The 25,885-nt window shown below is 63.8% G+C and carries 22 protein-coding genes; 11 read left to right on the forward strand and 11 right to left on the reverse strand.

Features of this window, described 5'->3' with window-relative positions:
* On the reverse strand, positions 1 to 1,803 hold the full coding sequence (locus FJ492_RS05150; RefSeq protein ID WP_140502470.1) for a chloride channel protein: 1,803 nt from the start codon (positions 1,801 to 1,803) through the stop codon (positions 1 to 3).
* A gap of 164 nt (positions 1,804 to 1,967) precedes the next feature.
* On the opposite strand from FJ492_RS05150, the gene FJ492_RS05155 reads away from it, so the two are divergent.
* The 3 genes from FJ492_RS05155 (at position 1,968) to FJ492_RS05165 (ending at position 3,722) form a co-directional block, all read left to right on the forward strand.
* Positions 1,968 to 2,399, forward strand: a complete 432-nt coding sequence (locus FJ492_RS05155; RefSeq protein WP_181166582.1) for a helix-turn-helix domain-containing protein — start codon at positions 1,968 to 1,970, stop codon at positions 2,397 to 2,399.
* 104 nt (positions 2,400 to 2,503) lie between these two features.
* Entirely contained in the window at positions 2,504 to 2,809 is a 306-nt protein-coding gene (locus tag FJ492_RS05160; protein WP_140768827.1) for a hypothetical protein, read from the forward strand.
* 31 nt (positions 2,810 to 2,840) lie between these two features.
* Positions 2,841 to 3,722, forward strand: a complete 882-nt coding sequence (locus FJ492_RS05165) for a sigma-70 family RNA polymerase sigma factor (protein WP_140768829.1) — start codon at positions 2,841 to 2,843, stop codon at positions 3,720 to 3,722.
* A gap of 45 nt (positions 3,723 to 3,767) precedes the next feature.
* On the opposite strand, the gene FJ492_RS05170 is transcribed toward FJ492_RS05165, so the two are convergent.
* A complete protein-coding gene (locus tag FJ492_RS05170) occupies positions 3,768 to 7,766 on the reverse strand; it encodes an AsmA-like C-terminal region-containing protein (protein WP_140768831.1) in 3,999 nt (1,332 codons plus the stop codon).
* A gap of 133 nt (positions 7,767 to 7,899) precedes the next feature.
* Here FJ492_RS05170 and FJ492_RS05175 point away from each other — a divergent pair, with 133 nt between their 5' ends.
* Positions 7,900 to 8,862 (forward strand): Dyp-type peroxidase, encoded by a 963-nt coding sequence (locus FJ492_RS05175; RefSeq protein WP_140768833.1) that lies wholly within the window; start codon positions 7,900 to 7,902, stop codon positions 8,860 to 8,862.
* A 57-nt stretch (positions 8,863 to 8,919) separates the two neighbouring features.
* Here the strand turns inward: FJ492_RS05175 and FJ492_RS05180 are convergent, their stop codons facing one another.
* Together FJ492_RS05180 and FJ492_RS05185 are read right to left on the reverse strand one after the other, a co-directional pair.
* Positions 8,920 to 9,438 (reverse strand): hypothetical protein, encoded by a 519-nt coding sequence (locus FJ492_RS05180; RefSeq protein ID WP_140768835.1) that lies wholly within the window; start codon positions 9,436 to 9,438, stop codon positions 8,920 to 8,922.
* 100 nt (positions 9,439 to 9,538) lie between these two features.
* Entirely contained in the window at positions 9,539 to 10,954 is a 1,416-nt protein-coding gene (locus FJ492_RS05185) for an FAD-linked oxidase C-terminal domain-containing protein (RefSeq protein ID WP_140768837.1), read from the reverse strand.
* Positions 10,955 to 11,056: 102 nt separating this feature from the next.
* Here FJ492_RS05185 and FJ492_RS05190 point away from each other — a divergent pair, with 102 nt between their 5' ends.
* Both FJ492_RS05190 and FJ492_RS05195 read left to right on the forward strand, forming a co-directional pair.
* Positions 11,057 to 11,536 carry a thioesterase family protein gene (locus tag FJ492_RS05190; protein ID WP_140768839.1) on the forward strand — a complete coding sequence of 160 codons (480 nt, stop codon included), beginning with the start codon at positions 11,057 to 11,059 and terminating at the stop codon, positions 11,534 to 11,536.
* 259 nt (positions 11,537 to 11,795) lie between these two features.
* Positions 11,796 to 11,993, forward strand: coding sequence for a hypothetical protein (locus FJ492_RS05195; protein ID WP_015317249.1), 198 nt, complete (start codon positions 11,796 to 11,798; stop codon positions 11,991 to 11,993).
* A 27-nt stretch (positions 11,994 to 12,020) separates the two neighbouring features.
* Here the strand turns inward: FJ492_RS05195 and FJ492_RS05200 are convergent, their stop codons facing one another.
* Positions 12,021 to 12,500, reverse strand: a complete 480-nt coding sequence (locus FJ492_RS05200; RefSeq protein ID WP_140747409.1) for an Lrp/AsnC family transcriptional regulator — start codon at positions 12,498 to 12,500, stop codon at positions 12,021 to 12,023.
* A gap of 89 nt (positions 12,501 to 12,589) precedes the next feature.
* Here FJ492_RS05200 and FJ492_RS05205 point away from each other — a divergent pair, with 89 nt between their 5' ends.
* A complete protein-coding gene (locus FJ492_RS05205) occupies positions 12,590 to 13,531 on the forward strand; it encodes a DMT family transporter (protein ID WP_246675899.1) in 942 nt (313 codons plus the stop codon).
* On the opposite strand, the gene FJ492_RS05210 is transcribed toward FJ492_RS05205, so the two are convergent.
* The gene (locus FJ492_RS05210) at positions 13,528 to 14,415 is read right to left on the reverse strand and encodes a dienelactone hydrolase family protein (RefSeq protein WP_140747412.1); all 888 of its coding nucleotides are present in this window, start codon (positions 14,413 to 14,415) and stop codon (positions 13,528 to 13,530) included. The two genes, FJ492_RS05205 and FJ492_RS05210, sit on opposite strands and share 4 nt — an antisense overlap.
* A 250-nt stretch (positions 14,416 to 14,665) precedes the next feature.
* Here FJ492_RS05210 and FJ492_RS28655 point away from each other — a divergent pair, with 250 nt between their 5' ends.
* Positions 14,666 to 14,833, forward strand: coding sequence for a hypothetical protein (locus FJ492_RS28655; protein WP_181166583.1), 168 nt, complete (start codon positions 14,666 to 14,668; stop codon positions 14,831 to 14,833).
* On the forward strand, positions 14,830 to 15,264 hold the full coding sequence (locus tag FJ492_RS05215) for a hypothetical protein (RefSeq protein ID WP_140715863.1): 435 nt from the start codon (positions 14,830 to 14,832) through the stop codon (positions 15,262 to 15,264). The genes FJ492_RS28655 and FJ492_RS05215 overlap by 4 nt, the downstream gene beginning before the upstream one ends.
* 27 nt (positions 15,265 to 15,291) lie before the next feature.
* Here the strand turns inward: FJ492_RS05215 and FJ492_RS05220 are convergent, their stop codons facing one another.
* Positions 15,292 to 17,607, reverse strand: a complete 2,316-nt coding sequence (locus FJ492_RS05220) for a glucose/quinate/shikimate family membrane-bound PQQ-dependent dehydrogenase (protein WP_140747415.1) — start codon at positions 17,605 to 17,607, stop codon at positions 15,292 to 15,294.
* 258 nt (positions 17,608 to 17,865) lie between these two features.
* On the opposite strand from FJ492_RS05220, the gene FJ492_RS05225 reads away from it, so the two are divergent.
* A complete protein-coding gene (locus FJ492_RS05225) occupies positions 17,866 to 20,655 on the forward strand; it encodes a UvrD-helicase domain-containing protein (protein WP_140768841.1) in 2,790 nt (929 codons plus the stop codon).
* 2 nt (positions 20,656 to 20,657) lie between these two features.
* Here the strand turns inward: FJ492_RS05225 and FJ492_RS05230 are convergent, their stop codons facing one another.
* From FJ492_RS05230 to FJ492_RS29435, 4 genes are all read right to left on the reverse strand, one after another.
* Positions 20,658 to 21,776: a DUF5677 domain-containing protein gene (locus FJ492_RS05230; protein WP_140768843.1), complete on the reverse strand. Its 1,119-nt coding sequence runs from the start codon at positions 21,774 to 21,776 to the stop codon at positions 20,658 to 20,660.
* Between the two features lie 170 nt (positions 21,777 to 21,946).
* Entirely contained in the window at positions 21,947 to 22,261 is a 315-nt protein-coding gene (locus FJ492_RS05235; RefSeq protein WP_140661187.1) for a hypothetical protein, read from the reverse strand.
* A gap of 124 nt (positions 22,262 to 22,385) precedes the next feature.
* A complete protein-coding gene (locus FJ492_RS05240) occupies positions 22,386 to 23,939 on the reverse strand; it encodes a trimethylamine methyltransferase family protein (RefSeq protein WP_140769009.1) in 1,554 nt (517 codons plus the stop codon).
* A gap of 14 nt (positions 23,940 to 23,953) precedes the next feature.
* Positions 23,954 to 24,076 (reverse strand): hypothetical protein, encoded by a 123-nt coding sequence (locus tag FJ492_RS29435; protein ID WP_281408108.1) that lies wholly within the window; start codon positions 24,074 to 24,076, stop codon positions 23,954 to 23,956.
* A 287-nt stretch (positions 24,077 to 24,363) separates the two neighbouring features.
* On the opposite strand from FJ492_RS29435, the gene FJ492_RS05245 reads away from it, so the two are divergent.
* A complete protein-coding gene (locus tag FJ492_RS05245) occupies positions 24,364 to 25,833 on the forward strand; it encodes an esterase-like activity of phytase family protein (RefSeq protein WP_140768845.1) in 1,470 nt (489 codons plus the stop codon).
* The last annotated feature ends 52 nt before the right edge of the window (positions 25,834 to 25,885 follow it).

Genomic DNA, 25,885 nt, shown 5'->3' on the forward strand with positions numbered 1-25,885 from the left:
CTAGGCACTGTCAGCTACGTCTGCCTTTTTCCTGCGTCTGGTGCCGAAGCCGAGCAAGGTCGAGCGCTCACGCTCCTCGGCCTGCTTGCGCGAGCGCACGCGCATCAGATCCTTCCAGCCGACATAGCCGACCAGCCTTCCGTCCTCACGCGCCACGACCGGCAGATGCGAGACATTGGCCGTCAACAGTTTGTCCGAAAGACCTTCCAGATATTCGTCGGGATAGGCCAGCGTCACCTTGCTTCCGGCCAACAACTCCCCCAGCGTCGTCGTCCGGTGCTTGCCGGCGCGGCGCCAGCGCAGGATCGCCGGCGGATCGATGAGCCCGAGCACCTGCCTGTTTTCATCGACCACGGGAAAACTCGGATGCCGGGTTTCCGGCGCGGTCAAGAAGGCGGCCGCGCCATGCAGCGTCATCGTCGCCGGCACGCTCTCGACTTCCGATGTCATCACCTCGCGCACCCTGGTGAGCGCGAATGGATCGACGCGATATTCGCGCACAAGGTGGTGCCCTCGCCTGGCGATCTTCTCGGTCAGGATCGAACGCTTCATCAGGAGAACGGTGACGGCATGCGCCGCCGCACAGGCCGCGATCAGCGGCACCAGCACATGCGTGTTGCCGGTCAGCTCGACGGCGAAGAAAGTGGCTGTCAGCGGCGCGCGCATTGTGCCGCCCATGGTGGCGGCCATGGCCAGCAGCGCCCAGAAGCCCGGGTCCGCCGCCGGCAGGATCCCGGCAAGCACCGCGCCCATTGCGCCACCCATGATCAACAGCGGCGCCAGCACGCCGCCCGAGGTTCCCGAGCCGAGCGCCACCGACCAGATCACGGCCTTGACCACCAGCAGCAGGAGCGCCGCGGTCGCGATCGTGCGGCCGTCCAGCATGTCGGCGATGTTGTCATACCCCACGCCGAGCGCCCGTGGGTCGATCAATCCGCCTATGCCGACCACCAGGCCGCCGAGCATCGGCCACCACATCCAGTGGATGGGCAGCTTCTGGAAGCCGTCCTCGCACGCATAGACCATCTGCGTCAGCAGCCCGGACAAAAGACCGGCGCAGATACCGACCAGCACCCAGCCGCCAAGGCCGAGGAAGGAAACCGCCATGCTGCCCTGGAACGGAAAGATCGGCCCCGGCATATGCAGCATCGTGCGCTCCACCTCCGCCACGATGGCCGCCACCGCCACGGGAATGAAGCTGCGCGGCGTCCATTCGAACAAAAGCAGTTCCACCGCCAGCATGATGGCCGCGATCGGCGTGCCGAACACGGTGGTCATGCCGGCCGCCGCTCCCGCGACCAGCAGCGTCTTGCGCTCGGTGTCTGAGACCGGCAGCATCTGCGCGATCAGCGAGCCGATGGCGCCGCCGGTCATGATGATCGGCCCCTCGGCGCCAAACGGCCCGCCGGAGCCGATCGAGATCGCCGACGACAGCGGCTTCAGGATTGCCACCTTCGCGTCCAGTCTGGAGCGCCCGAGCAGGATCGCCTCGATCGCCTCGGGAATGCCGTGACCGCGGATTTTCTCGCTGCCATAGCGCGCCATCAGGCCGATGATCAGCGCGCCGATGACCGGAACGATGACGGCGGCAAGCCCGAGCGGCGTATCCTGCAGCTTCAGCTCGGCAAGCGAGAACTGGCCGAAATAGGCGATGTTGGTGGCCAGCCGGATCAGCTTCAGCAGCACGATGCCGGCAAACAGCCCGGCGGTCGCCACCACCACCGCTATCGCGGCGACGAGCAGCACTCGGGCATCCGTGGTGAAATCCCTGAGATGACCGGGATTGGAGTTATGGGTCTTCATGGTTGCGTTGCTTCCCGGCGGCGGCCGTATCTGGTTCTGCGGCACGGTCGAAGTGGCCAGCCGGTTGTCGGTCGGCTATGTATCGTAACACGATATATCTGTTCAAGCTCATTCCGTCCGAAATTTCGTTTGAGCTTTCTCCGGAAAACGAAGACATCTCCTATATGACGCAGTCACCCAAGACACGACGCCCCGCCATCAGGCAATCCGACTACGAGCGGCTGTCCGAATTCCGCTACCTGATCCGCCGCTTCCTCGAATTCAGCCAGGTGCAGGCCGAGGGTGCCGGCCTGACCCCACGCCAGCACCAGGCGCTGCTGGCGATCAAGGGCTATCCGGGCGGCGGGCCGGTGACGGTGGGCGACCTGGCGGAACGCCTGCGCATCCGCCACCACAGCGCCGTCGAACTGGTCAACCGCCTCGGCGAGGCAGGACTGGTCGCACGAGATCAGGACAAGGACGATCATCGCCGCGTACTGCTGCGGCTGACCGAACGCGCCGACGATTGCCTGGCCGAACTGTCGGCCGCGCATCTCGACGAGCTCTCGCGCATCGAACCCATGCTGCGGCGCCTGCTCGACCGGAGCCGGGACTGACGTCCAGCATCCGTGCGGGCCGATACGAACTATTTTTTCGGAATCCGAATCCTTTGGCTTGGCCCCGGCGTCTTGGACACGCGACAGCCAAGGGAGCCGATGCGATGAAACGCCATATGATACGCTACAAGACGAAGCCGGACCGGGCCGACGAGAACGAGCGCCTGGTCAAGGCCGTGTTCGAGGAACTGCGCGGCAAATCGCCGGAAGGCGTTCGCTACATGACCTGGCGCTCCGGCGACGGCACTTTCGTCCATCTCGTCGAGATCGAAACCGACGAGCATGCCGATGTCATCCCCGGGCTTGCCGCTTTCGAGGCCTTCCAAAATGGCATCAGGGATCGCTGCATCGACCCGCCGCACCGTGACGTGATGACAGTGGTGGGCCATTATCGGATGCTGGACGAGTAGCTGAATAAACCACGTCAAGAACGGGCGGTGCATGAACAGTCAAGGCGAAGTCCGCGAGCCTTTCGACCGCTTGTTCGGCGAATTGCGCCCCAAGCTGCACCGCTATTGCGCCCGCATGACAGGCTCGGTCGTCGATGGCGAGGACGTCTTGCAGGAGGCGCTGGCCAAGGCATTCGAGGCCTTGCCCAACGCCGGCCCGATCGCCAATCCCGAAGGCTGGCTGTTCCGCATCGCCCACAATGCGGCGCTCGATTTCCTGCGCCGCCGCGCCCGCGAGAGGGCCTTCTCCGACGAGGAGCCGGACATGATCGCCGACCCGGCAAATTCCATCGCCGACCGGCAGGCCGCGGCAGCCGGATTGCACAGTTTCATGCGCCTTCCCGTCGCGCAACGAAGCAGCGTCATCATGATGGACGTCCTGGGCTATTCGCTGCAGGAGATCAGCACCATGCTCGACACCAGCATCCCCGCGATCAAGGCCGCGCTGCACCGTGGCCGAGGCCGGTTGCGCCAGTTCGCCAATGAACAGGACGATCGTCCTGTTCCCAGGCTGAGTGCATCGGAGCGCCTGTTGCTCGACGCCTATGTCGATCGCTTCAACGCCCGTGATTTCGACGCCGTGCGGGACATGCTGGCCGATGAAGTGCGGCTGGAACTGGTGGCCAGGGCAAGGCTGAACGGCCGCAAGGAGGTGGCCACCTATTTCGGCAATTATTCCCGGGTGCAGGATTGGCATTTCGCGCCTGGTTTCGTCGAAGACCGTCCGGCAATCCTCGTGCGTGATCCCAACGACCCTGGGGCAGCGCCGACATACTTCATCCTGCTGGGTTGGCAGGGCGACAAGCTTGCCACCATCCGCGACTTCCGCCACGCCAGATACGTCGCTGACGGCGCCGGAACGTTTCTTCTTTGAGACGATTGCGAGACGGCGAGCAACCGGAAAGCCCAGTCTTACCGCCTACTGCAGCGACTTCAGCAGATTGTCGACAGTGAACGGATTGGCTTTCGGCTTGGCCGGAGGCGGATTGTCGTTGGCGGGCACCCGCTCGGCCTTGGGCGCCTGTTCCGCCGCCTTGCGCTCGGCTTCGAGCCTGGCTTTTTCCTGAGAGGCAATGCGCATCGCCTCCTCCGCCTTCTGGCGCTCCTGCTCGGCCTGCGCCTTGGCCGCCTCGTCCGCTGCCTGCTGTTCCGCCGCCGCCTTCGCATCGGCATCGGCCTTAGCTTTCGCGTCTGCATCCGCCTTGGCTTTCGCTTCCGCGTCGGCTTTCGCCTTGGCATCCGCTTCAGCCTGGGCCTGAGCGTCGGCTTCCGCTTTCGCCTTGGCGTCGGCTTCTGCTTTCAGGCGCGCCGCTTCCTCCTGCTGGCGCAATTCTTCCGCGGCCTTGTCGCGGGCATCCTGAAGTGCCGCGTAGTAGCGCACCTCGCGCCGCAGCCGCTGTTTCTCAAGCAGCGCGGCCTGCATCGCCTCGACGCGTTGCTGTTCTTTTTCCAGCGCGCGCTGGGTCAGGAACTGCGCCAGCGGCTCGCTGTCGAACTGCCGTTTCACGGCACCGAACGGCCCCTCGGCGGTGAAATTCACGACCGGCTCGGAGCCGACCAGCGCTTCGTCGCCGGGCCGATAGGTGACCGCGCCCTTGGCCGAAACCGTGCTGGCGTTAAGGTCGGCCGTGATGTCGGCCGACAAGGTCGCCGCCGGATTTTCAAGGCTGATCGGGGGCGCTCGCAGCATGCCGCCGGCAATCGTGAAGGCGACCTCGGCGTCCTTTGCCGCGAAGCTGCCGTCGGCTGCGATGTCAGGCACGAAGCCAGCGGTCTTGGCCGCGTCGATATCGCGGCCGATCGCATCCGCCTTGGCGAGGAATGCGCCGAACGCGTCAGGATTGACGCCGGCGATCTGCAAGCCCTTCAGCGTCGCCGTGCCAGATCCCGACAGAGCGGCGATCATCGCGTCGACCGACTTGCCGCTGGTCGACATCGTCGTCGAGAAATCGCCGCTGCCGCTGATGCCCGCATTCGGCAAGACATCAGCCAGGTCGGCATCCGCCAGTTTCATCTGTCCGGTGAAAAGCCCGGTGCCCTCATTGTTCTTCAACTCGAACAGGCCGGAGAGCGCCCCGCCGAGGAATTTGGCTTTGAGATCGGCCACCCGAATGCCTTCCGGGTCGAGCTTGAGCGAGAAGGCCGCGTCATAGGCGGTCGCCAACGGGCCGGCGGCCAGCGAAGCCGTGGTCAGGTCGAGATCGGCGGTGAACGGCAGGCTGGACTTCTGGCTGAACGGCGCCGACGGCCATGCGCCGGCCTTCTCACTCTTGTCGGCCTTGTCGCTCTTGCCGGCTCCGTTCTTGTCCGCGAGAAAAGCGGAATCGCCAAACAGTGCCACCGCCATCGGATCAAGGTCGAGTTCGTCGAGCGCCAGCGCACCGGCCAGATGCGGCACGCCATCCTTGCCGTCGACCCCCTGCTTGACATCGAGGTTGATGTCGCCGGACACAGCCGCCTCGTTGATGGCGCCGCTGAGCCCGGAGAGCACCAGCAGGCCATTGCCGTAATCGGCCTGCGCGGCCAGCGATGTCGACATGCCGGCGCCCATGCCGGGCAGGCCGATGCCCGTCGTCATCAGCCAAGGTTCGATGTCGGCGGCGTCGAGGTTGACCTTGCCCTTGGCCGTCGGACCTTGCTGCGTGTCGGCGACCGTACCCTCGAAGCCGGCCTTGAAGTCGTTGCCGGCAAGGCTGAAGCTCGTCGCCAGGCCGCCGCCAAACGTGCCCTTGGCCTGGATATCGGTGCTTGCTTCACCCAGCATGCCGAGCGGCAGCGCCGGCAGGCCATAGAGCGCCAGCAAGGCGGTTGCGTCCGGGTTCCTTGCATTGAAAGTCAGGGTCACCGGCGCGTCGGCAAGCTTGTTCACCGCGCCCCTTCCCGACAGCGACGCCGAAAACGCCGAGCCGCCGGCCTTGCCCTGCCCGCTGACCGCCAGACCCGTAGTGCCATCGCCATTGTCGGCGGCACTGGCCACGAGGTCGATGCGCGCATCCTGGAACAGGTCGGGATAAGCGGCGGCGCGGCCCGCAAGCCCCTTCAGCACGGCATTGTCAGGATAATGCTGCGCGGCGACGTCGATCAGCGGCTTCAGGTCGACCGCGACCACCGAGGCGTCGAGCTTGCCGGTCGGGCCCGCCGGAAAATCCTTGATCCGGCCCGTGGCGCTGATCGAGGAACCGGCCAGTCCGCCGACCGAAAGCCTGTCGATTTCGAGCAGTCCGTCCCGCAGCCTGAGAGCGGTATCGACCGTGTCGGCGGTCAAGCCGCCGGCGCTGACCGGGCCGGCCTTGATCTGGAAATCGAGGTCGCTGCTGGCAAAACGGTTGGCGCCCTTGTCGCTGACGAAGATCGAGGCGAAGGCCGCCAGCCCGTCGACATCGAGGTCACCGCCCTCGAGCCGCATCAGCACCGAGGGCTTTGCGTCTGCGGGCTGGCTGGAATCGATGCGGCCGGAAAACTTCGCCTTGCCGAGGATCAGTTCGAGATCGCTGAAGGATTGATGATTTTCCGAGAGATCGACCTTGGCCTTGAAACCGGCGGCAGGCAGACGGCGGATCGCCTCGTCGACATCCTTCGACAGCCAGGCTGCGAAACCCGAAGGTTGCGCCACGGCCAGCAGCAACGAGCCGGTGAAGCCGAAATGGCCCTGCACGTTGAGCATGACCTTGCCATCGGCTTCCAGCTTGGTGCGGCCCGGCAAGGTCGCGGCCAGCGATTTCACCGACCAGCCGTCACCGACCGGCTCGGCGGAAAGATGAACGTCGCGCACCGTGGTGTCGCCGGCCACCACCGCCGGCAGCTTGACCTCGACCGTGCCGGGAATGGTCGGCTTCGGCACATCGAGCAACGCCTGCTCGAGCCCGGCGATACGCTGGTCCAGCGTCAGGCCCGCACCCGCCGGCGCACCCACCGCCTCGTCGAATTGCACCTGTGCGCCGTTGGCTTCGATGGCGAAGCTCGGTTTCTGGCCGAGATCGACCGAAGCCTTGCCGTCGGCGGTGTAGGGATTGTCGAGCGGACCGGTTTCGAAACGGAATTCATCGACCCCAAGCTTCTGGTGGTCGAGCGAGAACTTGCCGTTCAGCCGGAAACCCGGATCGGGCTTGCCGGCGCTGACCTTGACCGTCTCGCCATCCGTGCCGCGCAGCTCGGCTGAATTCTTGCCGGCACCATCCTTGTCGGCACCCAAAATCTTGAACTGGCCGGAATAGACGGCGGCACCGTTGACGATTCCGGCATTGCCGTCGGTCTCGATGACCAGCGGATAGGCTTCGGGGTCCGCCCTCACCCGTAACCGCATCTGCCCGGAGGGTTCGGCCTTGCCGGTCGACGCCGCGACCGTGGTCCGCAACCCGTCCAGCCGCAACGTGCCGTCCATGCGCCACGGACCGGCCAGCGACTTGGCCGAAATGGTCGAATTGATCTCGGAAAAGATGTGGCTGCGGCCGCCGGCGGCATGGCGCAGTTCGACCTGCCCTTCCGTCACCGTCAGCTTCTCGATCGAAATCTGGCCGGGGTCGAAGGGCGAGGACGGGCGCATCGCCCAGTCGACGGTTCCATTGGCGGCGATGTCTATGGTCGCCTTCGGCCGCACCAGCCGCATGTCGAAGATCAGCACCTCGCCGCGCAGGAAGGGCGCCAGTTCGGCATCCATCGAAAACGTCTCGACGGTCATGGCCGGCTGGCCGTCGGGGCCACCGGCGACGGCGACGTTGGAAAAGGTCACCGAGGGGAACGGCAACAGCCTTGCCGTGGCGTCGCCCTGCACGGTGACCTTGCGGCCGAGGATGGCGCTTGCCTCGCGCTCGAACTCGGCGCGGTAGCCGGTCCAGTCGACGAAGTACGGCACCACCAGCGCCGCAAGCAGCACCAGCACGAACAGGCCACCGAAGATCACGAACAGGCGTGCGAGCATCCGCTCCGAACAGGTTGATTGAAATTCCACCGCACTCTACCCGCATCCGCGTGTCGATAAAGAGGCAATTCATCCGGTGTTGCGTGATGTCGGACGATCTGAAACAAATTCTGGAAAAAGCGGAGATTCTCGGATGTCGGGCAAGAACTGGGATCGCGTGCCGATCGATGCGCAGAGTGTCGATGCCCCGCTATCGCAGTCGGCGATTTTCCTTGTCGTCACCGTCGCCGGCGAACAGCCGGCCTTGGCCAGGGTTTGCTCCGTGCTCGGCGAGCTCGACGACCTGGTCAAGACTGTCGGATTCCGCGATCTTGGCGGGCGCCTGTCGTGCATCGCCGGCATCGGCAGCGATCTCTGGAACCGGCTCAGCCCCGGCCGGCGACCGCTGGAGCTGAAGCCGTTCGCGCCGATCAAGGGCGCGGTCCATTCGGCGCCAACGACGTCGGGCGACCTGCTCTTCCACATCCGCGCCGAGCGGCCCGACATGTGCTTCGAATTCGAACGTATCCTGCTCGACAGGCTTGGTCCCGGCGTGACCGTCGTCGACGAAGTGACGGGCTTTCGCTATTTCGATGCCCGCGACCTGCTCGGTTTTGTCGACGGCACCGCCAACCCGGCCGGCCTCGATTTGCCCGCCTCGGCGCTGGTCGGTGACGAGGATGCCGACTTCGCCGGCGGCAGCTATGTCGTGGTCCAGAAATATCTGCACGATATGCAGGCCTGGGCGCGCATTCCAACGCCCGAGCAGGAGGCGATCATCGGCCGCACCAAGATCGACAACATCGAAATCGATGATGACGACGCGCCGCGCAAATCGCACAAGTCGCTGGCCACCATCGAGGATGCCGACGGCAACGAGTACGACATATTGCGCGACAACATGCCGTTCGGCAGGCCCGGGCAGAACGAGTTCGGCACCTACTTCATCGGCTACAGCAGATATCTCTGGGTCACCGAGAAAATGCTGCAGCGCATGTATGTCGGCGACCCGCCGGGCGCCTACGACCGGCTGCTCGATGTCTCGACGCCGCACACCGGCACGACCTTCTTCGCCCCGACCCGTCCCATGCTGCAGACGCTTGTGCAGGCGAAGTAAGACAAGCTACTCCACTGCACGGTAGAGCAGCGGCTGGTGGCCTCTATCCGCGGTCCCTCAGCGTGCGTCGCGTTTCGCCTGCGCCACCTTGGCCGCTTTGCGCTGGCGGCCAAGTTCCGCCGGTCGAACAAGACTTGGAACCTTCTGGTTGGCGACGGCCCGCATGCCCTTGTGCGCCGTTCGCGAATTGTGCGTGGGACCGTCCGGGGCTTTCTGCTTCAAGGCCAGCGCCTTGCGTGCATTGTCAACCAGCGAAATGCGGGCCGCCAGTTGGCGGCGCCGTTCGGGCTCGCCGTTCAGCCGCCGCATCGCCATGGCCAGCACCGCGAGCTTCACTTGTGAACCGCCATCGGCCTTTGAGGGTGCCGCGCCTTTCGGCGCGCCCTTGCCGCGTATCTCGCGCCGCCTGCGATGCGCTTCCGCCTGCGCCTTGTCACGCCGTTCCCGCAACAGCTTGACCAGGCCGGAAAGGTCGGTATCGGAAAGTTCCTGCACCACCGGGTGGTGCGATTTCTCCACCATCTCGTGTTCGTCGGCGCTCAGCGCTCGCGCTTCTTCCCTGCGTGAAATGGCCATGACAGTCCTCCTCAGCCGGCACGCCTGTCTTTCCAGGCTTGCCACTGCGGGAGCCTCGACCCGAATGGCCGCGCGGTCAAGACGCGCTCTTCACGACGCCCTAGCCCGCGTCAGGCAGGATCTTGCCCGGATTCATGATGTTTTGCGGATCGAGCGCCTGCTTGATGGTGCGCATGACGTCGACGCCGTGGCCGAGTTCATGGCGCAGGAAGCCGATCTTGCCCTGGCCGATGCCGTGCTCGCCGGTGCAGGTGCCCTCCATGGCGATCGCCCGCATGTTGAGCCGCGCGACGAATTTTTCCGACAGCGCGATTTCCTTGGGATCGTTCACATCCATCAGCACCAGCACGTGGAAATTGCCGTCGCCGGCATGGCCGACGATCGGCGCGATCAGCCCCATCTCGGCGATATCGGCCTCGGTTTCCATGACGCATTCGGCAAAGCGCGATATCGGCACACAGACATCGGTCGAAAGCCCCTTGGCGCCCGGCCGCAAGGTCAGCGACGCCCAGTAGGCGTCGTGCCTCGCCTTCCACAATTTTGTCCGCTCCTCGGCGACGCTGGTCCACAGAAACGGCCCGCCGCCATTCTCTTCCGCGATCATGCCGAAGGTCTCGGCCTGCTCGGCGACACCGGCATCGCTGCCATGGAATTCCACGAACAGGCACGGGCTCTCGGGATAATCGAGCTTGGAATAAGTCTTCATCGCCCGCATCTGCAGTGCATTGACCAGTTCGATGCGCGCCACCGGAATGCCCATCTGAATCGTCGCGATGACGGCGTTGCAGGCCGCCTCGACGCTCGGAAACGGACAGACGCCGCCCGAGATCGCCTGCGGAATACCCTGCAGCTTCAAGGTTAGCGCGGTGATGATGCCGAGCGTGCCTTCCGAGCCGACCAGCAGCCGGGTCAGATCATAGCCCGCAGAACTCTTCTTCGCCCGTTTGCCGGTCGTCACCGTCTCGCCGTCAGCCATGACGGCGGTCAGCGACAGCACGTTCTCGCGCATCGTCCCGTAGCGCACCGCATTGGTGCCGGACGCCCGCGTCGCCGCCATGCCGCCGAGCGAGGCATTGGCGCCCGGATCGATCGGAAAGAACAGCCCGGTGTCGCGCAAATGCCGGTTCAGGTCCTCGCGCGTCACGCCGGGCTCGACCGTGCAGTCGAGATCCTGTGGATTGACCGAAAGAATGCGGTTCATCCGCGACGTATCGACCGAGATACCGCCACCCGGCGCATTGGTGTGGCCTTCGAGCGACGAGCCGACGCCAAACGCGATCACCGGCACGCGATGCGCGGCGCAGGCGCGCACGATCTCCTGCACCTCGGCCGTGGTCTCGGGGAAAGCCACGCCGTCGGGCGCCTGCGTCGGAATGTAAGTCGTCGTATGCGCGTGCTGCGAGCGGATGGCCTGGCCGATCTGGAAGCGCTCGCCCAGCCGCTGCTTGAGGATGCCGAGCACCGCCGCGATGCCTTCCTCGTTGCGTTCGACCGGATTGAGGTCGCTCAGAGCCATGAAATCCTCCGCGAATGGACCAGCATGCATGCTTGTTATGCGATTATGGATGCGTAGTCTCCGCGACCACGCTCTGTCCAGCACCAGAACAAGGAAGTTTCAATGTCCATCCCCGCCCCCTTCGTCTCCAGGCCCATGGACATCGAGAAGGACTGGATCGACTATAACGGCCATCTCAACATGGCCTACTACAACGTGCTGTTCGACCGCTGCTCGGACGAGGCCTTCGAGGCGATGGGCATGGGGCTGGACTATGTGAAAGAGCGGCGGCTCACCATCTACACCGCCGAAGTCCATGTCTGCTACGTGCAGGAACTGCACCTGGACCACAAGGTCACGGTCTCCTTCCAGCTCATCGAGCATGACGAGAAGCGGCTGCGGGCCTACCAGGAAATCCGCCATGTCGAGGGCTGGCTCGCCGCCACGTCCGAGACCTTGTCGCTGCATGTCGATATGTCGGGGCCGAAGGTGGCGCCCTTCCCGGCCGATGTGCTGGCGAGGATCCAAGCCATGCGCGCCGCCCATTCGGTGCTGCCGATGCCCGAACGCGCCGGCCGCTCGATTGGAATCAAGCGCAGGTAGGGCGGAGCCGGCATCCATCTCGCCCCATTAGCGGGAGACCGGGCTGGCTTCGAAGCCACACCCGAAACTCAAAATCGCAGAACATCGGATAACCGCCGGCACCCGCGCTTGAGGCGGGTTCGCACCGACGTTAACCTTACCGAGGTTTTAACGGGAACAAGCCAATTGAGCCGTTGAACGACTCAGCGGAGCGGTCGAAAACGTCCGCACAAGGGTTGTTTTAGCGGGCGGCGGGGCGAAGCCGGTTCGAGGAACGTGCATGAAAACCGACATCAAGGTCGAGGTGGACAGGCTGGCCGCCGATCCGCGCATATCAGACTACGATTTCTGGCGTTCGCTCAAGAATGTCGACAACGAGATCTTTCACATCGCCAACAACAACGAACCGATTCCATTCGACATGATCCGCTGGCGCAGCATCCTGAAGCGCGCCCGCCTGAAGCGCGGCCATGCATAGCGAGGCGGAGGGATCAAATCCCCAGCTTCACGGCTGCCGCCTGATCGCCGCCAGCGGTGAGCGCGCGATCACCGGCGATGACTGGATGATCGCCGTATTGGTCATCGCATGGGGGATGATGCGGTCGATCACCCGTTCGAGTTCGGCGACCGAGCCGACATGCGCCAGCGCGATGAAACAGTCTTCGCCGGTCACCCGGTCGCATTGCGCGATTTCCGGCAGGTCTCGGATGATCTCGGCCACGACGGCCAATTGCCCGGGCACCGGCCGGATGCGCAGCCATGCCGATAGTTTCAGGCCAAGCGCCGCGGGATTGATCTTGACGCAATAGGCCTCGATCACGCCGTTTTCCTGCAGCCGCTTGATGCGCTCGGCCACACTCGGCGCCGACAGGCCGACCGAGCGCGCCAGTTCCGCCGTGCTGGCGCGCGCATCCTTTTCCAGCAGGCGCAGGATCTTCATGTCGGCCGCATCGAGGTTGATGTTTTCGCTTCGAAGGCGTTTCATGGAAAACTCCTTGCTTCCGGGTAAGAAATGATCGGACAAGCGGATCATCATCCATATAAGTCGGGACGATCGGCTACGATACTGGTCTCATGGACGACCCGAGGCAAGCACCGCATTCCGGTTTTACCGCAGTCAGCCCTACTGCTGTCCGCCCGGCCCTTGCCGGCCCCGCACTCAGCGGGCTGCTGACAAGACTGCCGCCGCATGTCTGGTTCGCGGTCAGCGCGGTCTTCCACTATCTCGGTCCGGCCTTCGCCGTGCTGCTTTTCCCGCATGTCGGCGTGCTCGGCATGGCGTGGCTGCGCATCGCCACCGCGGCGCTGATCTTCGCGCCGCTGACCCGCCCTTGGCGAACCTTCGCCCGTGCCGGCCCTCGGACGCGGCTCCTGCTCATTGCCTTCGGCGCTTGCCTGGCGGTGATGAACTGCTCGTTCTACCTGGCGCTTGACCGCCTGCCGATCTCGCTGGTGGCGGCGATCGAGTTCGTCGGCACCATCGGCATTGCGCTGGTCGGCCTAAGGAGCGCCCGCAATCTGGCCGCTCTTGCCATCGCCGTCACCGGCACCTTGCTGTTGATTGACGTCAAATGGTCAAGCGACCCGGTCGGGCTGTTCTGGGCTTTCCTCAACGGAGCGCTCTTTGTCGGCTACATCGTGCTTGGCCACCGTGTCGCCCGCGCGGGCGCCGGCGACGGCATCGCCGGCCTGGGTGCTGCCATGGCGGTCGCCTTCGTCGTCGTGCTTCCGATCGGTGTCACCGACGCGCTGCCCGCCTTTTTCTCGCCGCCGCTGCTCATCGCCGCCATCGGCGTCGGCATCTGTTCTTCGGTCATTCCGTATGTCTGCGATCAACTGGCCATGGCGCGGTTGCCGCGCGCGAGCTTTGCGCTGATGCTGTCGCTGCTGCCGGTCACCGCGACGCTGATCGGCATCGTCGTGCTGCGCCAGATTCCAAGCGTCAGAGATTGCCTCGGCGTCGCGCTGGTCGTGGCCGGCATTGCCTTCCACAAACCGGCGGCTGATCGCGCTTAGGCCAGCTTCTGCTTGAGGAAGGCGATCGTCCTGCCCCAGGCGAGGTCGGCCGCCTTCTTGTCGTAGCGCGCCGCCGAGGTGTCGTTGTTGAAGGCATGGTTGGCGCCTTCATAGACATAGACCGTGTATTCGACATGCGCGGCGTCGAGTTCCTTCTTGAAAGCATCGATGCCGGCATTCGTGCGCTCGTCCAAGCCCGCATAATGCAGCAGCAGCGCAGCCTTGATCTTCGACGCGTCGGCGGCCTTGGGCTGCATGCCGTAATAGGCGACGCTGGCGGAGAGATCGGGCGCGTTGACGGCCAGCATGTTGGCCGTGCCGCCGCCCCAGCAGAAGCCGATGGCGCCGACCTTGCCATTGCCGTCCTTGTCGGCCTTGAGGAAGGCGACCGTCGCCACGCCGTTGGCAACAGTCTGCGCCGCATCGAGTTTCCCGAACATGTCGCGCGCCTTGTCCTCATCAGTGGGCGTACCGCCGAGCGGCGACAGGAAATCGGGCGCGAGCGCCAAGAAGCCCTCCAGCGCCACGCGCCGGGCGACGTCGCGGATATGCGGGTTGAGCCCCCTGTTTTCATGGATGACGATGACGGTGCCGAGCTTGCCGGTCTGGTTTGCCGGTTTGACCAGATAGCCTTTCATCTCGCCGCCGCTGACGGGATAGGTGATGTCCTCGCCCTTCACGCGGGGATCGTTTTCGGCCACGATCGCCGCCTGGGCGGAGTTCGCCGCCAGCATCGGCACGATCGCGGCGGCCGCAGCACTTGATCCGGCAAGCCTGGTCAACTGCTCCATGAAGCGGCGGCGATCCAGCGTCAGATGTGTGTATTCGTCATAAGCATCGATCATCGCCTGGGTGATGACGGGTTTGGTGGTGACGTTGGCCATCAGCTTCCTCGCTCTCTCGGCTTCGGGTCCTTGCCGGTCGCAAGATAGGGGCGAGCCTCTCATCGTCCAGTCACCGGACCGTGACATCTCGCTGTCCTGCCGGCCGCCAGTGGGTCGGCTGGAAGATCATCACGTTTTTGTCATCGGTGACAAATCTTGATGGCGCCGCCACAATAGTGGGGGAAACTGGCTTGCCGGCCGCCTTTGGCGGCCACGGTCCTATAGGCCCGATCTGAAAGGAACAGTACCGATGACCATGACCTCGCCGATCCTGGCAACGGCCTTCGTGGCAGCAGTGGCGGCCGTTCTGGCGATGCGCGCGGCTGTTGTCGCGGCGAGCCGCAAGTCCATGGTCAAGGTTCGCAGCCGCCGGCGTCAGTGCACAAACACGAAAACCCAAGTTGAGGTGAAGTCATGAACGTCCAGGACATCGTGAACACCGTCTCGCAGAAGGCCGGGCTTGACCAGGCTACGACCGAAAAGGTCGTCGGCACCATCCTCTCGGTGCTGGAGCACGAAGCCGAAGGCACCAGTGCGTCTTCGTTTTTCGCCAAGATTCCCGGCGCCGACGACCTTGCGCACCAATATGACGTCATGGCCGCCGCGCCGGCCGGCGGCGGCGGCTTCCTGTCGTCGCTGCAAGGCGCGCTTGGCGGCGTTCTCGGCGAGAAAGCCGGCGCACTGGTCAACGGCCTCGCCGCGCTCAAGGCATCCGGCCTCGACATGGCGCAGATCCAGAAGGCCGGCGAGACGCTGGTGCAGCAGGCCGAGGCCGCCGCCGGCCCCGATTTGACCAACCAGGTGCTCGGTTCGGTGCCCAGCCTGAAGGCCCATCTGGGGCTCGGCTGATCGTCGAATCGCCGAACCCGGCACCGCCTATTTCGGCAGCGCGTAGGCCATCACATAATCGCCCGGCTTGGTGCCGACCGAGCCGTGGCCGCCGGCGACGATGACCACGAACTGCCGCCCGTCGGCGACCGTATAGGTCATCGGCGTCGATTGCCCCCCGGCCGGCAGCCGCGCCCGCCAGAGCTGCTTGCCCGATGTCAGGTCGTAGGCGCGCAGATAGTCGTCGACGGCGGCACCCAGGAAGGCAACACCGCCGGCCGTGATCATCGGTCCGCCAATGCCGGGCACCCCGACCTTCAGCGGCAACGGCAGTGGCGTCATGTCGTAGACGGTGCCGTTGCGGTGCTTGTAGGCAATGGTACCGGTCCGAAGATCGACGCCAGCGACATAGCCCCAGGGCGGCGCCTGGCACGGAATGCCGAGCGGCGACAGGAACGGTCCCATCACCACCGCATAGGGCGCGCCGTCATTGCGGTTCAGCCCCTGCTCGCTGCCCTTGGTATCGCCCGGCGGCGGCACGTCGGCGCGGGGGATCAGCCTGGACGTGAAGGCGAGATAAGTCGGCATGCCGAACATCACCTGCCGCACCGGATCGACCGCCACGCCGCCCCAGTTGAAAGTGCCGAAATTGCCGGGGTAGACCAGCGATCCCTGCAGCGAGGGCGGCGTGTAGCGGCCTTCATAGCGCAATTTATGGAGCGCGATCCGGCAGGCCAGTTGGTCGAACATGGTGATGCCCCACATATCGGCCTCGGTCAGCGGCGGCGGGCTGAAGGAAAGGTCGGATGCCGGCTGCGTCGGCGATGTGTGATCTCCTCCGATGGCGCCGCCCGGCGCTGGCACGTCCTTGACGGGGATGACCGGCTCGCCGGTGCGCCGGTCGAGCACATAGAGGTCGCCCTGCTTGGTCGGCCCGACGAGGGCGGGCACGACGGAGCCGTCAGCCTTGGTGATGTCGATCAGGCTCGGCTGCGCCGGCACGTCCATGTCCCAGAGGTCATGGTGCACGGTCTGGCGCACCCATTTCAACTGCCCGGTGTTGAGGTCGAGCGCGGTGATCGAGGAGGAGAATTTCTCGACATTGGCGCTGCGGCCCATGCCGAGCTGGTCCGGTGTCTGGTTGCCGAGCGGCACGTAGAGCAGGCCGAGCTTGTCGTCGGCGCTCGGCGTCGACCACATGTTCGGCGAGTTGGCGGTGTAGGTCTGGTCGGCCGGCAGCGGCGTCGTCTGGTCCGGATTGCCGGAATCCCAGTTCCACAGCAGTTTACCGGTGCTCGCATCATAGGCGCGGATGACGCCGGACGGCTCCTGCGTCGAATAATTGTCGTTGACCGCGCCGCCGACGATGATCTTGCCGCCCGCGATCAGCGGCGCCGAAGTCGAGTAGTAGTAGCCCGACTTCGGATACGGCATGTTGGCCAACAAATTGAGCGTGCCGCCCTCGGCGAAGGCCGGGCAAACCTGCCCGTTGGCGGCGTCGAGCGCGATCAGCCGGGCATCCGAGGTCGGCAGGTAGACGCGCGCAGCGCAGGGCTGACCGGCGGCGCCCGCGGCATCGGCATAATAGGAAACGCCACGGCAGGTCTGGTGCTGGCGGTCCTTGTCGAGCTTGACCTTGGGATCGTAGCGCCACTTCTCCTTGCCGGTCGCCGCATCGACGGCGATGGCGAAGTTGTGCGGCGTGCAGATATAGAGCGTGTCGCCAATTTTAAGCGGTGTCACCTGGTAGGTGGTCTCGCCGACATCGTCCGGGCCCTTCACGTCACCGGTGCGGTAGGTCCAGGCCGGCTGCAGATTGGCGACATTGTCGGGCGTGATCTGGTCGAGCGGCGAATAGCGCTGGCCGAACTGCGTGCGCCCGTAATAGTGCCATTCGCCCGCGGGCACATCGCCGCCGAGATTGGCGTTGGGGATCACCTTGTCGGTGTCGAGCGCGCCGCCGATGTCCTTCGGGTCCGTGGTCATCGAATAGCCGGCCACCGCCAGCGATGCCAGCACGGCAAGGATCAGAGGCGCGCGACCGTCCGGACCGGCAAGGCCGCGCCGCGCCCACGGCGTCAGCAGCCACAGCGCCACCAGCACGATGATGCCGCCGCGCGGGCCGAGCTCCCACCAGTCGAAGCCGGTTTCCCATACCGCCCAGGCCAGGGTGCCGATCACGATCGCCGCATAGAGCCAGAGCGCCGTGGAACGGCGCCGGTAGAGCAGCCAGGCGGTGATCAGGAAGGCTAGACCGACAATGATGTAGTACCAGCTGCCGCCCAGCGAAGCTAACCAGATGCCGCCGGCGCCAAGTGCCAGGCCTATGAGGAAGAGGACGAGGGAGGCGATGGTGACAGCCAAGATGATACTCCTTCGACTGTTGCGCGCATGAGGCGGCCTTGGGCAACCCGGCATTGTGTGCCGCCCCCTGCGCAACTTTCTCCCGACCGCCGCGCCTGTCAAGCATAGGTCATGGGTCCGCGGCAGCAACCTTCTTCCGCCTGAGGTTGTTCACAACGCCGGCCGCCATGTCGCTCAAGCGGCCGTATCAGGCACTTTACCGGAACAAAACGTAGACAGTTCTGGTCTTTCGCTACCGAATCACTACATTCGGGGGCGATGTCCGGCTTTTCCGAAGACATGCCCTTTTTCGACGAACCCGATGCGCGGCCCACGGCCCCGTCGGGCATTGCCGCGCGCGCCATGGCTGCCCGCGGCGGCCAAAACAATGCGCCTGACTATCTCAGGGGCTTGAATCCCGAGCAGCGGCTGGCGGTGGAGACCACCGAAGGGCCGGTTCTGGTGCTGGCCGGCGCCGGCACCGGCAAGACCCGCGTGCTGACCACCCGCATCGCCCACATCCTCGCCACCGGCAGGGCCTTTCCCTCGCAGATCCTGGCCGTGACCTTCACGAACAAGGCCGCGCGCGAGATGAAGCAGCGCATCGGCATCCTGATCGGCGAAGGCAATGTCGAGGGCATGCCGTGGCTCGGCACCTTCCACTCGATCGGCGTGAAGCTGCTGCGCCGCCACGCCGAGCTTGCCGGCCTGAGATCCGACTTCACCATCCTCGACACAGACGACGTCGTGCGCTTGATCAAGCAGCTGATCCAGGCCGAGGGCCTGGACGACAAGCGCTGGCCCGCGAAACAGTTCGCCCAGATGATCGACGGCTGGAAGAACAAGGGCCAGGGCCCGGCCGACATCGCCGAGGGCGATGCGCGCAGCTTCGCCAACGGCAAGGGCCGCGAGCTCTACAAGGCCTATCAGGAGCGGCTGCAGACACTGAACGCCTGCGACTTCGGCGACCTGCTCTGCCACCCGATCCGCATCTTCCGCGCCAATCCCGATGTGCTGAGGGACTATCACCGGCGCTTCAAATACATCCTCGTCGACGAATACCAGGACACCAACACCGCCCAATACATGTGGCTGCGCCTGCTGGCGCAAAGGCCCGAAGCGCCAAGGAGTGGTTCTCCGGGCGGTCGCGCTCCCACCGCGTCCAATTCGTCGGTCATCGACAGAACAGAAGCAGGGCGCTATAGGCCTCCAGCGCCTGAAGAAGACCCACTGGAGCATAGCCATGGATCGGCTGCTTCGGCCGAAGGCCGCAAGCCCGACCGGGCGTCCGAGCCGTTGCGAGGCCCCCGCGGAGGGCCCGCGCCGGCAGGCGCGGAACAGCCCGTGAGCGAAAACAAGGTAAACATCTGCTGTGTCGGCGATGACGACCAGTCGATCTATGGCTGGCGCGGTGCCGAGGTCGACAACATCCTGCGCTTCGACAAGGATTTTCCGGGCGCCACCATCATCCGGCTGGAGCGCAATTACCGCTCGACCGCGCACATACTGGGCGCCGCCTCCCACCTCATCGCCTACAATGAGGGCCGTTTCGGCAAGACGCTGTTCACCGATCGCAACGATCCCGAGGACGGCAAGGTCAACGTCCACGCCGCCTGGGATTCGGAGGAGGAAGCCCGCGCCATCGGCGAGACCATCGAGGCCTACCAGCGCCAGAAGCATAATTTGAACGACATGGCGATCCTTGTCCGCGCGTCCTTCCAGATGCGCGCCTTCGAGGACCGCTTCATCACGCTCGGCCTTAACTACCGCGTCATCGGCGGTCCGCGTTTTTACGAGCGCATGGAAATCCGCGACGCGCTGGCCTTCTTCCGGGTCGTCGCCAACAGCACCGACGACCTCGCCTTCGAGCGCATCGTCAATGTGCCGAAGCGCGGCTTGGGCGAAGCGACCATCCGCCAGATCCACGACACGGCGCGCAGCCTGCGCATCCCGATGCTGGAGGCGGCGGGAACGCTTGCCGAAAGCGACGAGCTGAAGCCGAAACCCCGCGCCGCGCTGCGCGAGGTCGCGGCCAATTTCGAACGCTGGCAGAAGGCGCTGGAAACCACGCCGCACACCGAACTCGCCGAGACCATTCTCGAGGAGAGCGGCTACACCGACATGTGGAAGAACGACCGCTCGGCCGAAGCCCCCGGGCGGCTGGAGAACCTGAAGGAACTGATCCGTTCGATGGAGGAGTACGAGTCGCTGCGCTCCTTCCTCGAACATGTCGCGCTGGTCATGGATGCCGAGCAGAATGCCGGGCTCGATGCCGTTTCCATCATGACGCTGCACTCGGCCAAGGGCCTCGAATTCGAAACCGTCTTCCTGCCCGGCTGGGAGGAAGGCCTCTTTCCCCATCAGCGCGCACTCGACGAAGGCGGCCGCTCCGGGCTCGAGGAAGAGCGCCGGCTCGCCTATGTCGGGCTGACGCGGGCCAAGAAGAACCTGCATATCTGGTTCGTCTCCAACCGCCTCATCCACGGGCTCTGGCAATCGACCATCCCGTCGCGCTTCCTCGAGGAACTGCCGGAAGCCCATGTCGAGGTCGCCGAAGCCGGCAACTCCTATGGCGGCTACGGCAATCCCTATGGCGGCGGCTCGTTCGCATCCGGCCGTGGCGGCGGCCAGGGGGCAGGAAGACAGAACCCGTATGGCGCCTCGCGCTTCGACAATATCGGCGCCAATTCGGGCGGCGGGGAAAAGTCCGGCGCCTTCTCCAACACCTATTCCACGCCGGGCTGGCAGCGCGCACAGGCCAACCGCACCGAAGCGACCGACCGCAACTGGGGCACGCGTTCGGGCCATCAGGTCGAACGCATCGGCTATGGCGAGACAGACTCCGGCTACGGCGCCGGCCGCACCAGCGTGAAGGGCCGCACCATCGACGGCGAACTGGTCGCCAAATCCGTCTCCGACACGCCGTCGGCTTTCAGCGTCGGCGACCGCGTCTTCCACCAGAAATTCGGCAACGGCAATATTTCAGCCATCGAAGGCAACAAGCTGACCATCGACTTCGACAAGGCCGGCCAGAAACGCGTGCTGGACGGGTTTGTGCTGCCAGTGTGAGGCTATGAAATTTTATGCAAGCGACGAGATGGTAATTTTTTCATACGGGCAAGAAGACATCGAAACGTTTTCTTCTCATTTTCTGTATTTCCAGATTCCTCATTCACTCCGGTTTCGTAGCTCATAAGCTTAACAACCCGACAATAATACTCTATATCTCTCTTACTCACAGCAGAGACGCCTTTTTGATGATGCATCTTTTGCATAATCATCGAAGCAACCATTCCAGTCATCAACCTCACCGGAATGGCTTCCAGATCCTCCTCCCACCGGCCACCCACCACAAATTCGAACTTCTCTTGGTCAAAATCCTTGAAAATGTGCCGAATTCCAGAATGAGCGAATGAACTCAGAAACTCATAAGTAGGTTCAAAAAGCTCGTAATCTTCCGCAATTTTCGAATAGGAGATCATTTTAAAAAATGAGATATCCCTTTGGATAACCTCGCCAGTTGATATTCTACGTATCCTATTTCTAACGATCCGGTCGCCTTTTTTATCAAACTCGAAATCTCCCATGGCCATGCCATAATCTATCTCGAATAGAAGCTTCGACCTACTCTCGGAGCCGTCGATGAAACACAATTTGCAATAATTTTCAAACAAAGATCTTACAAGTATATACTTCTCCTCTGGAGAGCTTGTGAAAGTCAATTTCCATATTGATCGAATAATCCTATAACTTCTAAGGACCAGATAAAATGTAACAATCCTGTTAAAGCCAATCCTAAGTTGCGACCCGTTAAAATTTCTATCTATGTAATTTCCGAATATGTACAGTGGTATTGCCATATCAGGGTTGTTTTCGAATTCAAGGTCAGAATAATCCTCTAGTAGATAGGCAAAATCCTCCGGCGATTCGTAAAACTCGTTAAAAGCTTCGTCGATTTCGTGTCGCCCTTCCGGGGAAAATTTCTTCTTGTTCATCTCGGACGGCACAAAGCCGGTTTTATCAAACACATAAATGAGGGCGGAGTTCATTCCGGATTGGATCATGAGTTTGATTGTCTCACGCCTCTGCTCCGCAGCCGAATGAAAATACGTTCCAAACAGAAGCCGGTCACCATCCGCAGGCTCTCGCAGCATAAGCTCCGAGAAATGCCTTTGGTTATGTTCAAACATTCTAACAAGTTGCGCTGGCAGCTTTGTCGATTTTGGCTTTTTTTGTTTGATTTTGACAAGAAAGTTATCCTCGGCTTTCTCACAACTTGCAGCGAAGAGTTCGCCGCAACTTCTTGTCAATTTATTTGAGGTGAGCCGGAGAGCCTAGTCCAGAAATGACAGCAAACAACTCAATCCACCTTCTTCTCTCCCTTCTCCCCTGCCTTCACGATATCCCCTGTCGTGAACAAAATCTCCTTCAGTTCCACGCGCCAGTCCGTCTTCTGGCGCAGCAGGAATTCGAGGTCCATGCCGAAATGCTTGAACTCCTCGCTCTGCGCGTTCTTCATGATCGCCTTGGCCTGCGGGTTCTTCTCGACCGACATGCGCTGTTCGTACCAGCTGATCGCTTCCGCCTCCTCGATCAGCGAGGTGATCATGCGGGCAAAGGTCCGCACTTCCTGCGACAGTTCTTCCGGCGGTTCGTGGTACTGGTCGAAACCCATGTCGTCCTCCCCTCAACGGCTCGCGGATGGAGCCAGGCATTGGCCCGCACCCATGAATGCGTGGGACGCGCCGCGGGTTCCGGGGTCACGGCCACAATTCGGGATGATGGACCGGCGAACTATCTCACGACACTGGCGCCGCGCCGCCCTCTTCCGTGCGCCGCGCGATGAACGCGTCGAGCACGCCTGACGTGGCGGCCGCGGTTGCGGGCGACTCGAAATCGGCGAGGATGCGTTTCCAGACGCCGGTGGCGCGTTCGGTGGCGGTCTTCGACCCGCTTTGCGTCCAGTTGCCGAAATTCGACCAGTCGGCCACCAGCGGCTCGTAGAAGGCGGTGCGGTAGCGTGCCATGGTGTGGCTGGCCGAGAAGAAGTGGCCGCCCGGCTGCACTTCGGCGATGGCCTCGAAGCCGATTGCGTCGTCGTCGCCGGGCGTTGTTGTACAAAGTTCCGCGACCGTCTGCAGCGCTTCGATGTCGGTGACCAGCTTTTCCAGGGAAACACTCAAGCCCCCTTCCAGCCAGCCGGCCGCATGGATGCAGACGGTGGCGCCCGAAAGCACCGAGCCCCACAGCGCGAACTGTGTCTCGTGCGCGGCCTGCGCGTCCGAAATGTTGGCAGCGCTGCCGCCGCCCGAGCGCCAGGGCAGACCAGTGAAGCGCGCCAGTTGGCCTGCACCCAGTGTGGCCTTGACGTGCTCCGGCGTGCCGAAGGCCGGTGCGCCGGATTTCATGTCGACATTGGAGGAGAAGGAACCGTAGACCACCGGCGCGCCCGGCCGCACGATCTGCGCCAGCGTCAGCCCGGCCAGCGCTTCGGCATGCTGCAAGGTCAGCGCGCCGGCCACTGTTATCGGCGCCATCGCACCCGCCAGGCAGAACGGCGTGATGATCAGGACCTGGCCCGCCTTGGCGAAGTCGATGATGCCTTGCGCCATCGGAATGTCGAGCTGGCGCGGCGAGTTGGTGTTGATGACGGTGTAGCAATGCGCGCCTGAGCGGAACTCGTCCTCGGACAGCCCGCGGGCCAGCCTGATCATCTCGAAACTGTCATCGACCTGCGGCGTGCCGCGCGCGAACACGAACGGGAATTTGTCCGACAGGGTCAGCTGCGCCCGATTGACGGCATAGTGGCGGAAACGATTGTCGATGTCCTGCGGTTCGATGCACGGCCCCAGCATGTGCAAGACATCGAAATGCTGCACCAGCTTGATCAACTCCTCGAAGGCGACCAGCGTCCCGGGCCGCCGGCCGCGGTCGAGATCGGTGACGTTGGGCGCACCGGAGCCAGCCAGGAACGTCATCGAGCCCAGTTCGAGCGACAGGTCGCGAGCGCGCGCGCCGGCATAAGCGTGGATCGATCGCGGCGCCGAGGCTAAGGCCGCCACCACCATGTCGCGGCCGATGCGCACCATGTCGGTGTCGGGGTCGACCAGGGCGCCGGCGCGGGCAAGCACGTCGCGCGCCTCGGGCAGCAGCACCTTGATGCCCAGTTCTTCCAGCACGCGCAGCGCCGTGTCGTGGATCGACGCCACCTGGTCGTTGGAAAAGATCGGATGTGGCAGGAATGGGTTCTTCAGCGAGCGGTAATTGGGCTTGCGGCTTGATTCGCTGCCGGCCTCGCCCATGCGTCCGCGCCGGCGTTCGCGCCTGCTGTCTCGTGCCGCGTCATCGATCATCGCGAATTCCCTCCTCATTGCCGCATCGCCTTGCCCTGGGGATCATAGGGCGAGCCCGCGATGACCCGCGCAGGCCGTTCGACGCCGACAATGTGCACGCAAAGCGCCATTCCCTCCCCGGCGAAACCGTCGTCCATCAACGCCAGCGCGACCTCTTGATCGTGTAGCCAAATCCGCCCGAGGTGACGAAGCCGCGCGGCGGCCTCAAGGCTTCCCTTCCGGTCAGTTCGAAGCCGGCATCCTATATGTACTAGACATAAGTGTCCAATACGCTGGCGGACCGGCATCGCGCACTGTCACGCAAGCATCATGTTCACGCCTTAGATCGCTTTCGGGGAGGCACGCGCGGCATCGTCGATGCGGCACCTCTTTCCGTTTTTGCCCTTCGGCCGCTCCGGCATGCTCGTCACAAAGAGGATTGTCCATGAAACACCCACACCGAACCGCCTCGCTCGGCGTCGCGCTGGCCTTGTTCACCGCCCTGACACCGGCGCTTGCCGACGGCGTGGCCTACATCAACAAGGGCCTGGTCGGCGTCGGCCGCATGCCGGCTGCTCAGCGCGACAAGTTCGGCGAGACCTTCGGCTCGGGCTCCGGCATGGCAATCGACACTACAGGCTGGACGCAAGATGCCGGCACCTACAAGGGATCGCTCTGGCTCCTGCCCGACCGTGGCTACAATGTCGCTGGCACCACCGACTACCGGCCGCGCCTCAACACCATCGGCATCGAGTTCACGCCTGTCGCACCGGGTGCGGCTCCCGCCGCCGGCCAGGAGCAGACGGGCGTCAAGGCGACGCTTGCCGACACCATGCTTCTCACCGACGACAAGGGCGCCGATGCCACCGGCCTCGATCCGCTGTCGGATGTACGCCCTGCCGCCGGCGACATGCCGATGCTGCCCGTCGCCACCAACGGCAAGCTCGCTCTCGACAATGAGGCCATCGTGCGGCTGCCCGACGGTTCGATGTTCATCTCCGACGAGTACGGCCCCAACATCTACAGGTTCTCCGCGCAAGGCGGCCTGATGTCGGCGACCCAGCCGCCGGCAGCCCTCGTGCCGATGCGCAAGGGAACGCCGAACTTCTCCTCCGACAATCCCGGTCCGGGTGCCGCCGACCCTGATCCGAAGGATCCCGAAACCGGGCGCCAGAACAACCAGGGCCTCGAAGGCATGGCGATGACGCCGGACGGCAAGTTCCTGATCGCCGTGCTGCAGTCGGCGCCGAGGCAGGACGGCGGCGATTCACCCTCGACGCGCCAGAACACCCGGGCGTTGGTTTACGATGCCTCCGACCTCGCCCATCTGAAGCTCGCGCATGAATACGTCGTGCCGCTGCCGGTGTTCAAGGATGCCAAGGGCAAGACCAAGGTCGCCGCGCAGAGCGAGATCGTGGCGCTTTCGGACACATCCTTCCTGATGCTGGCGCGCGACAGCGGCAACGGCCAGGGCCTGAAGAAGGGTGACGCGTCGCTCTACCGCCAGATCAACATCGTCGACGTGTCCGGCGCGACCGACATCGCGGGCAGCGCCTTCGACGTGGCCGACAAGCCTGCAGCGCCCAAGGGCGTGCTCGATCCCTCGGTGACGCCGGCCAAGCTGACGCCGTTTATCGATATCAATGACGCCGCCCAGCTTGGCCGCTTCGGCCTGCATAATGGTGGGGCGAAGGACCACAACGAGCTTTCGGAGAAGTGGGAAGCGATGTCGTTGGCCAGCGTCCTCGACCCGAAGCTGCCCGACGACTATTTCCTGTTCGTCGGCAACGACAACGACTTCCTCGCCCAGGACGGCTTCCAGGTCGGCGCGCCCTACAAGGCCGATGACGGCGCCGATGTCGACACCATGTTCCTGGTCTATCAGGTCACGCTCCCAGGTCTCGGCAAGAAGTAACGATCACCGCACAAGCGGGCGCGCCTGGCGCGTCCGCCTGTGCAGGTCGTGA

The organism is Mesorhizobium sp. B2-5-4 (genome assembly GCF_006441095.1).
GTDB lineage: Bacteria > Pseudomonadota > Alphaproteobacteria > Rhizobiales > Rhizobiaceae > Mesorhizobium > Mesorhizobium salmacidum.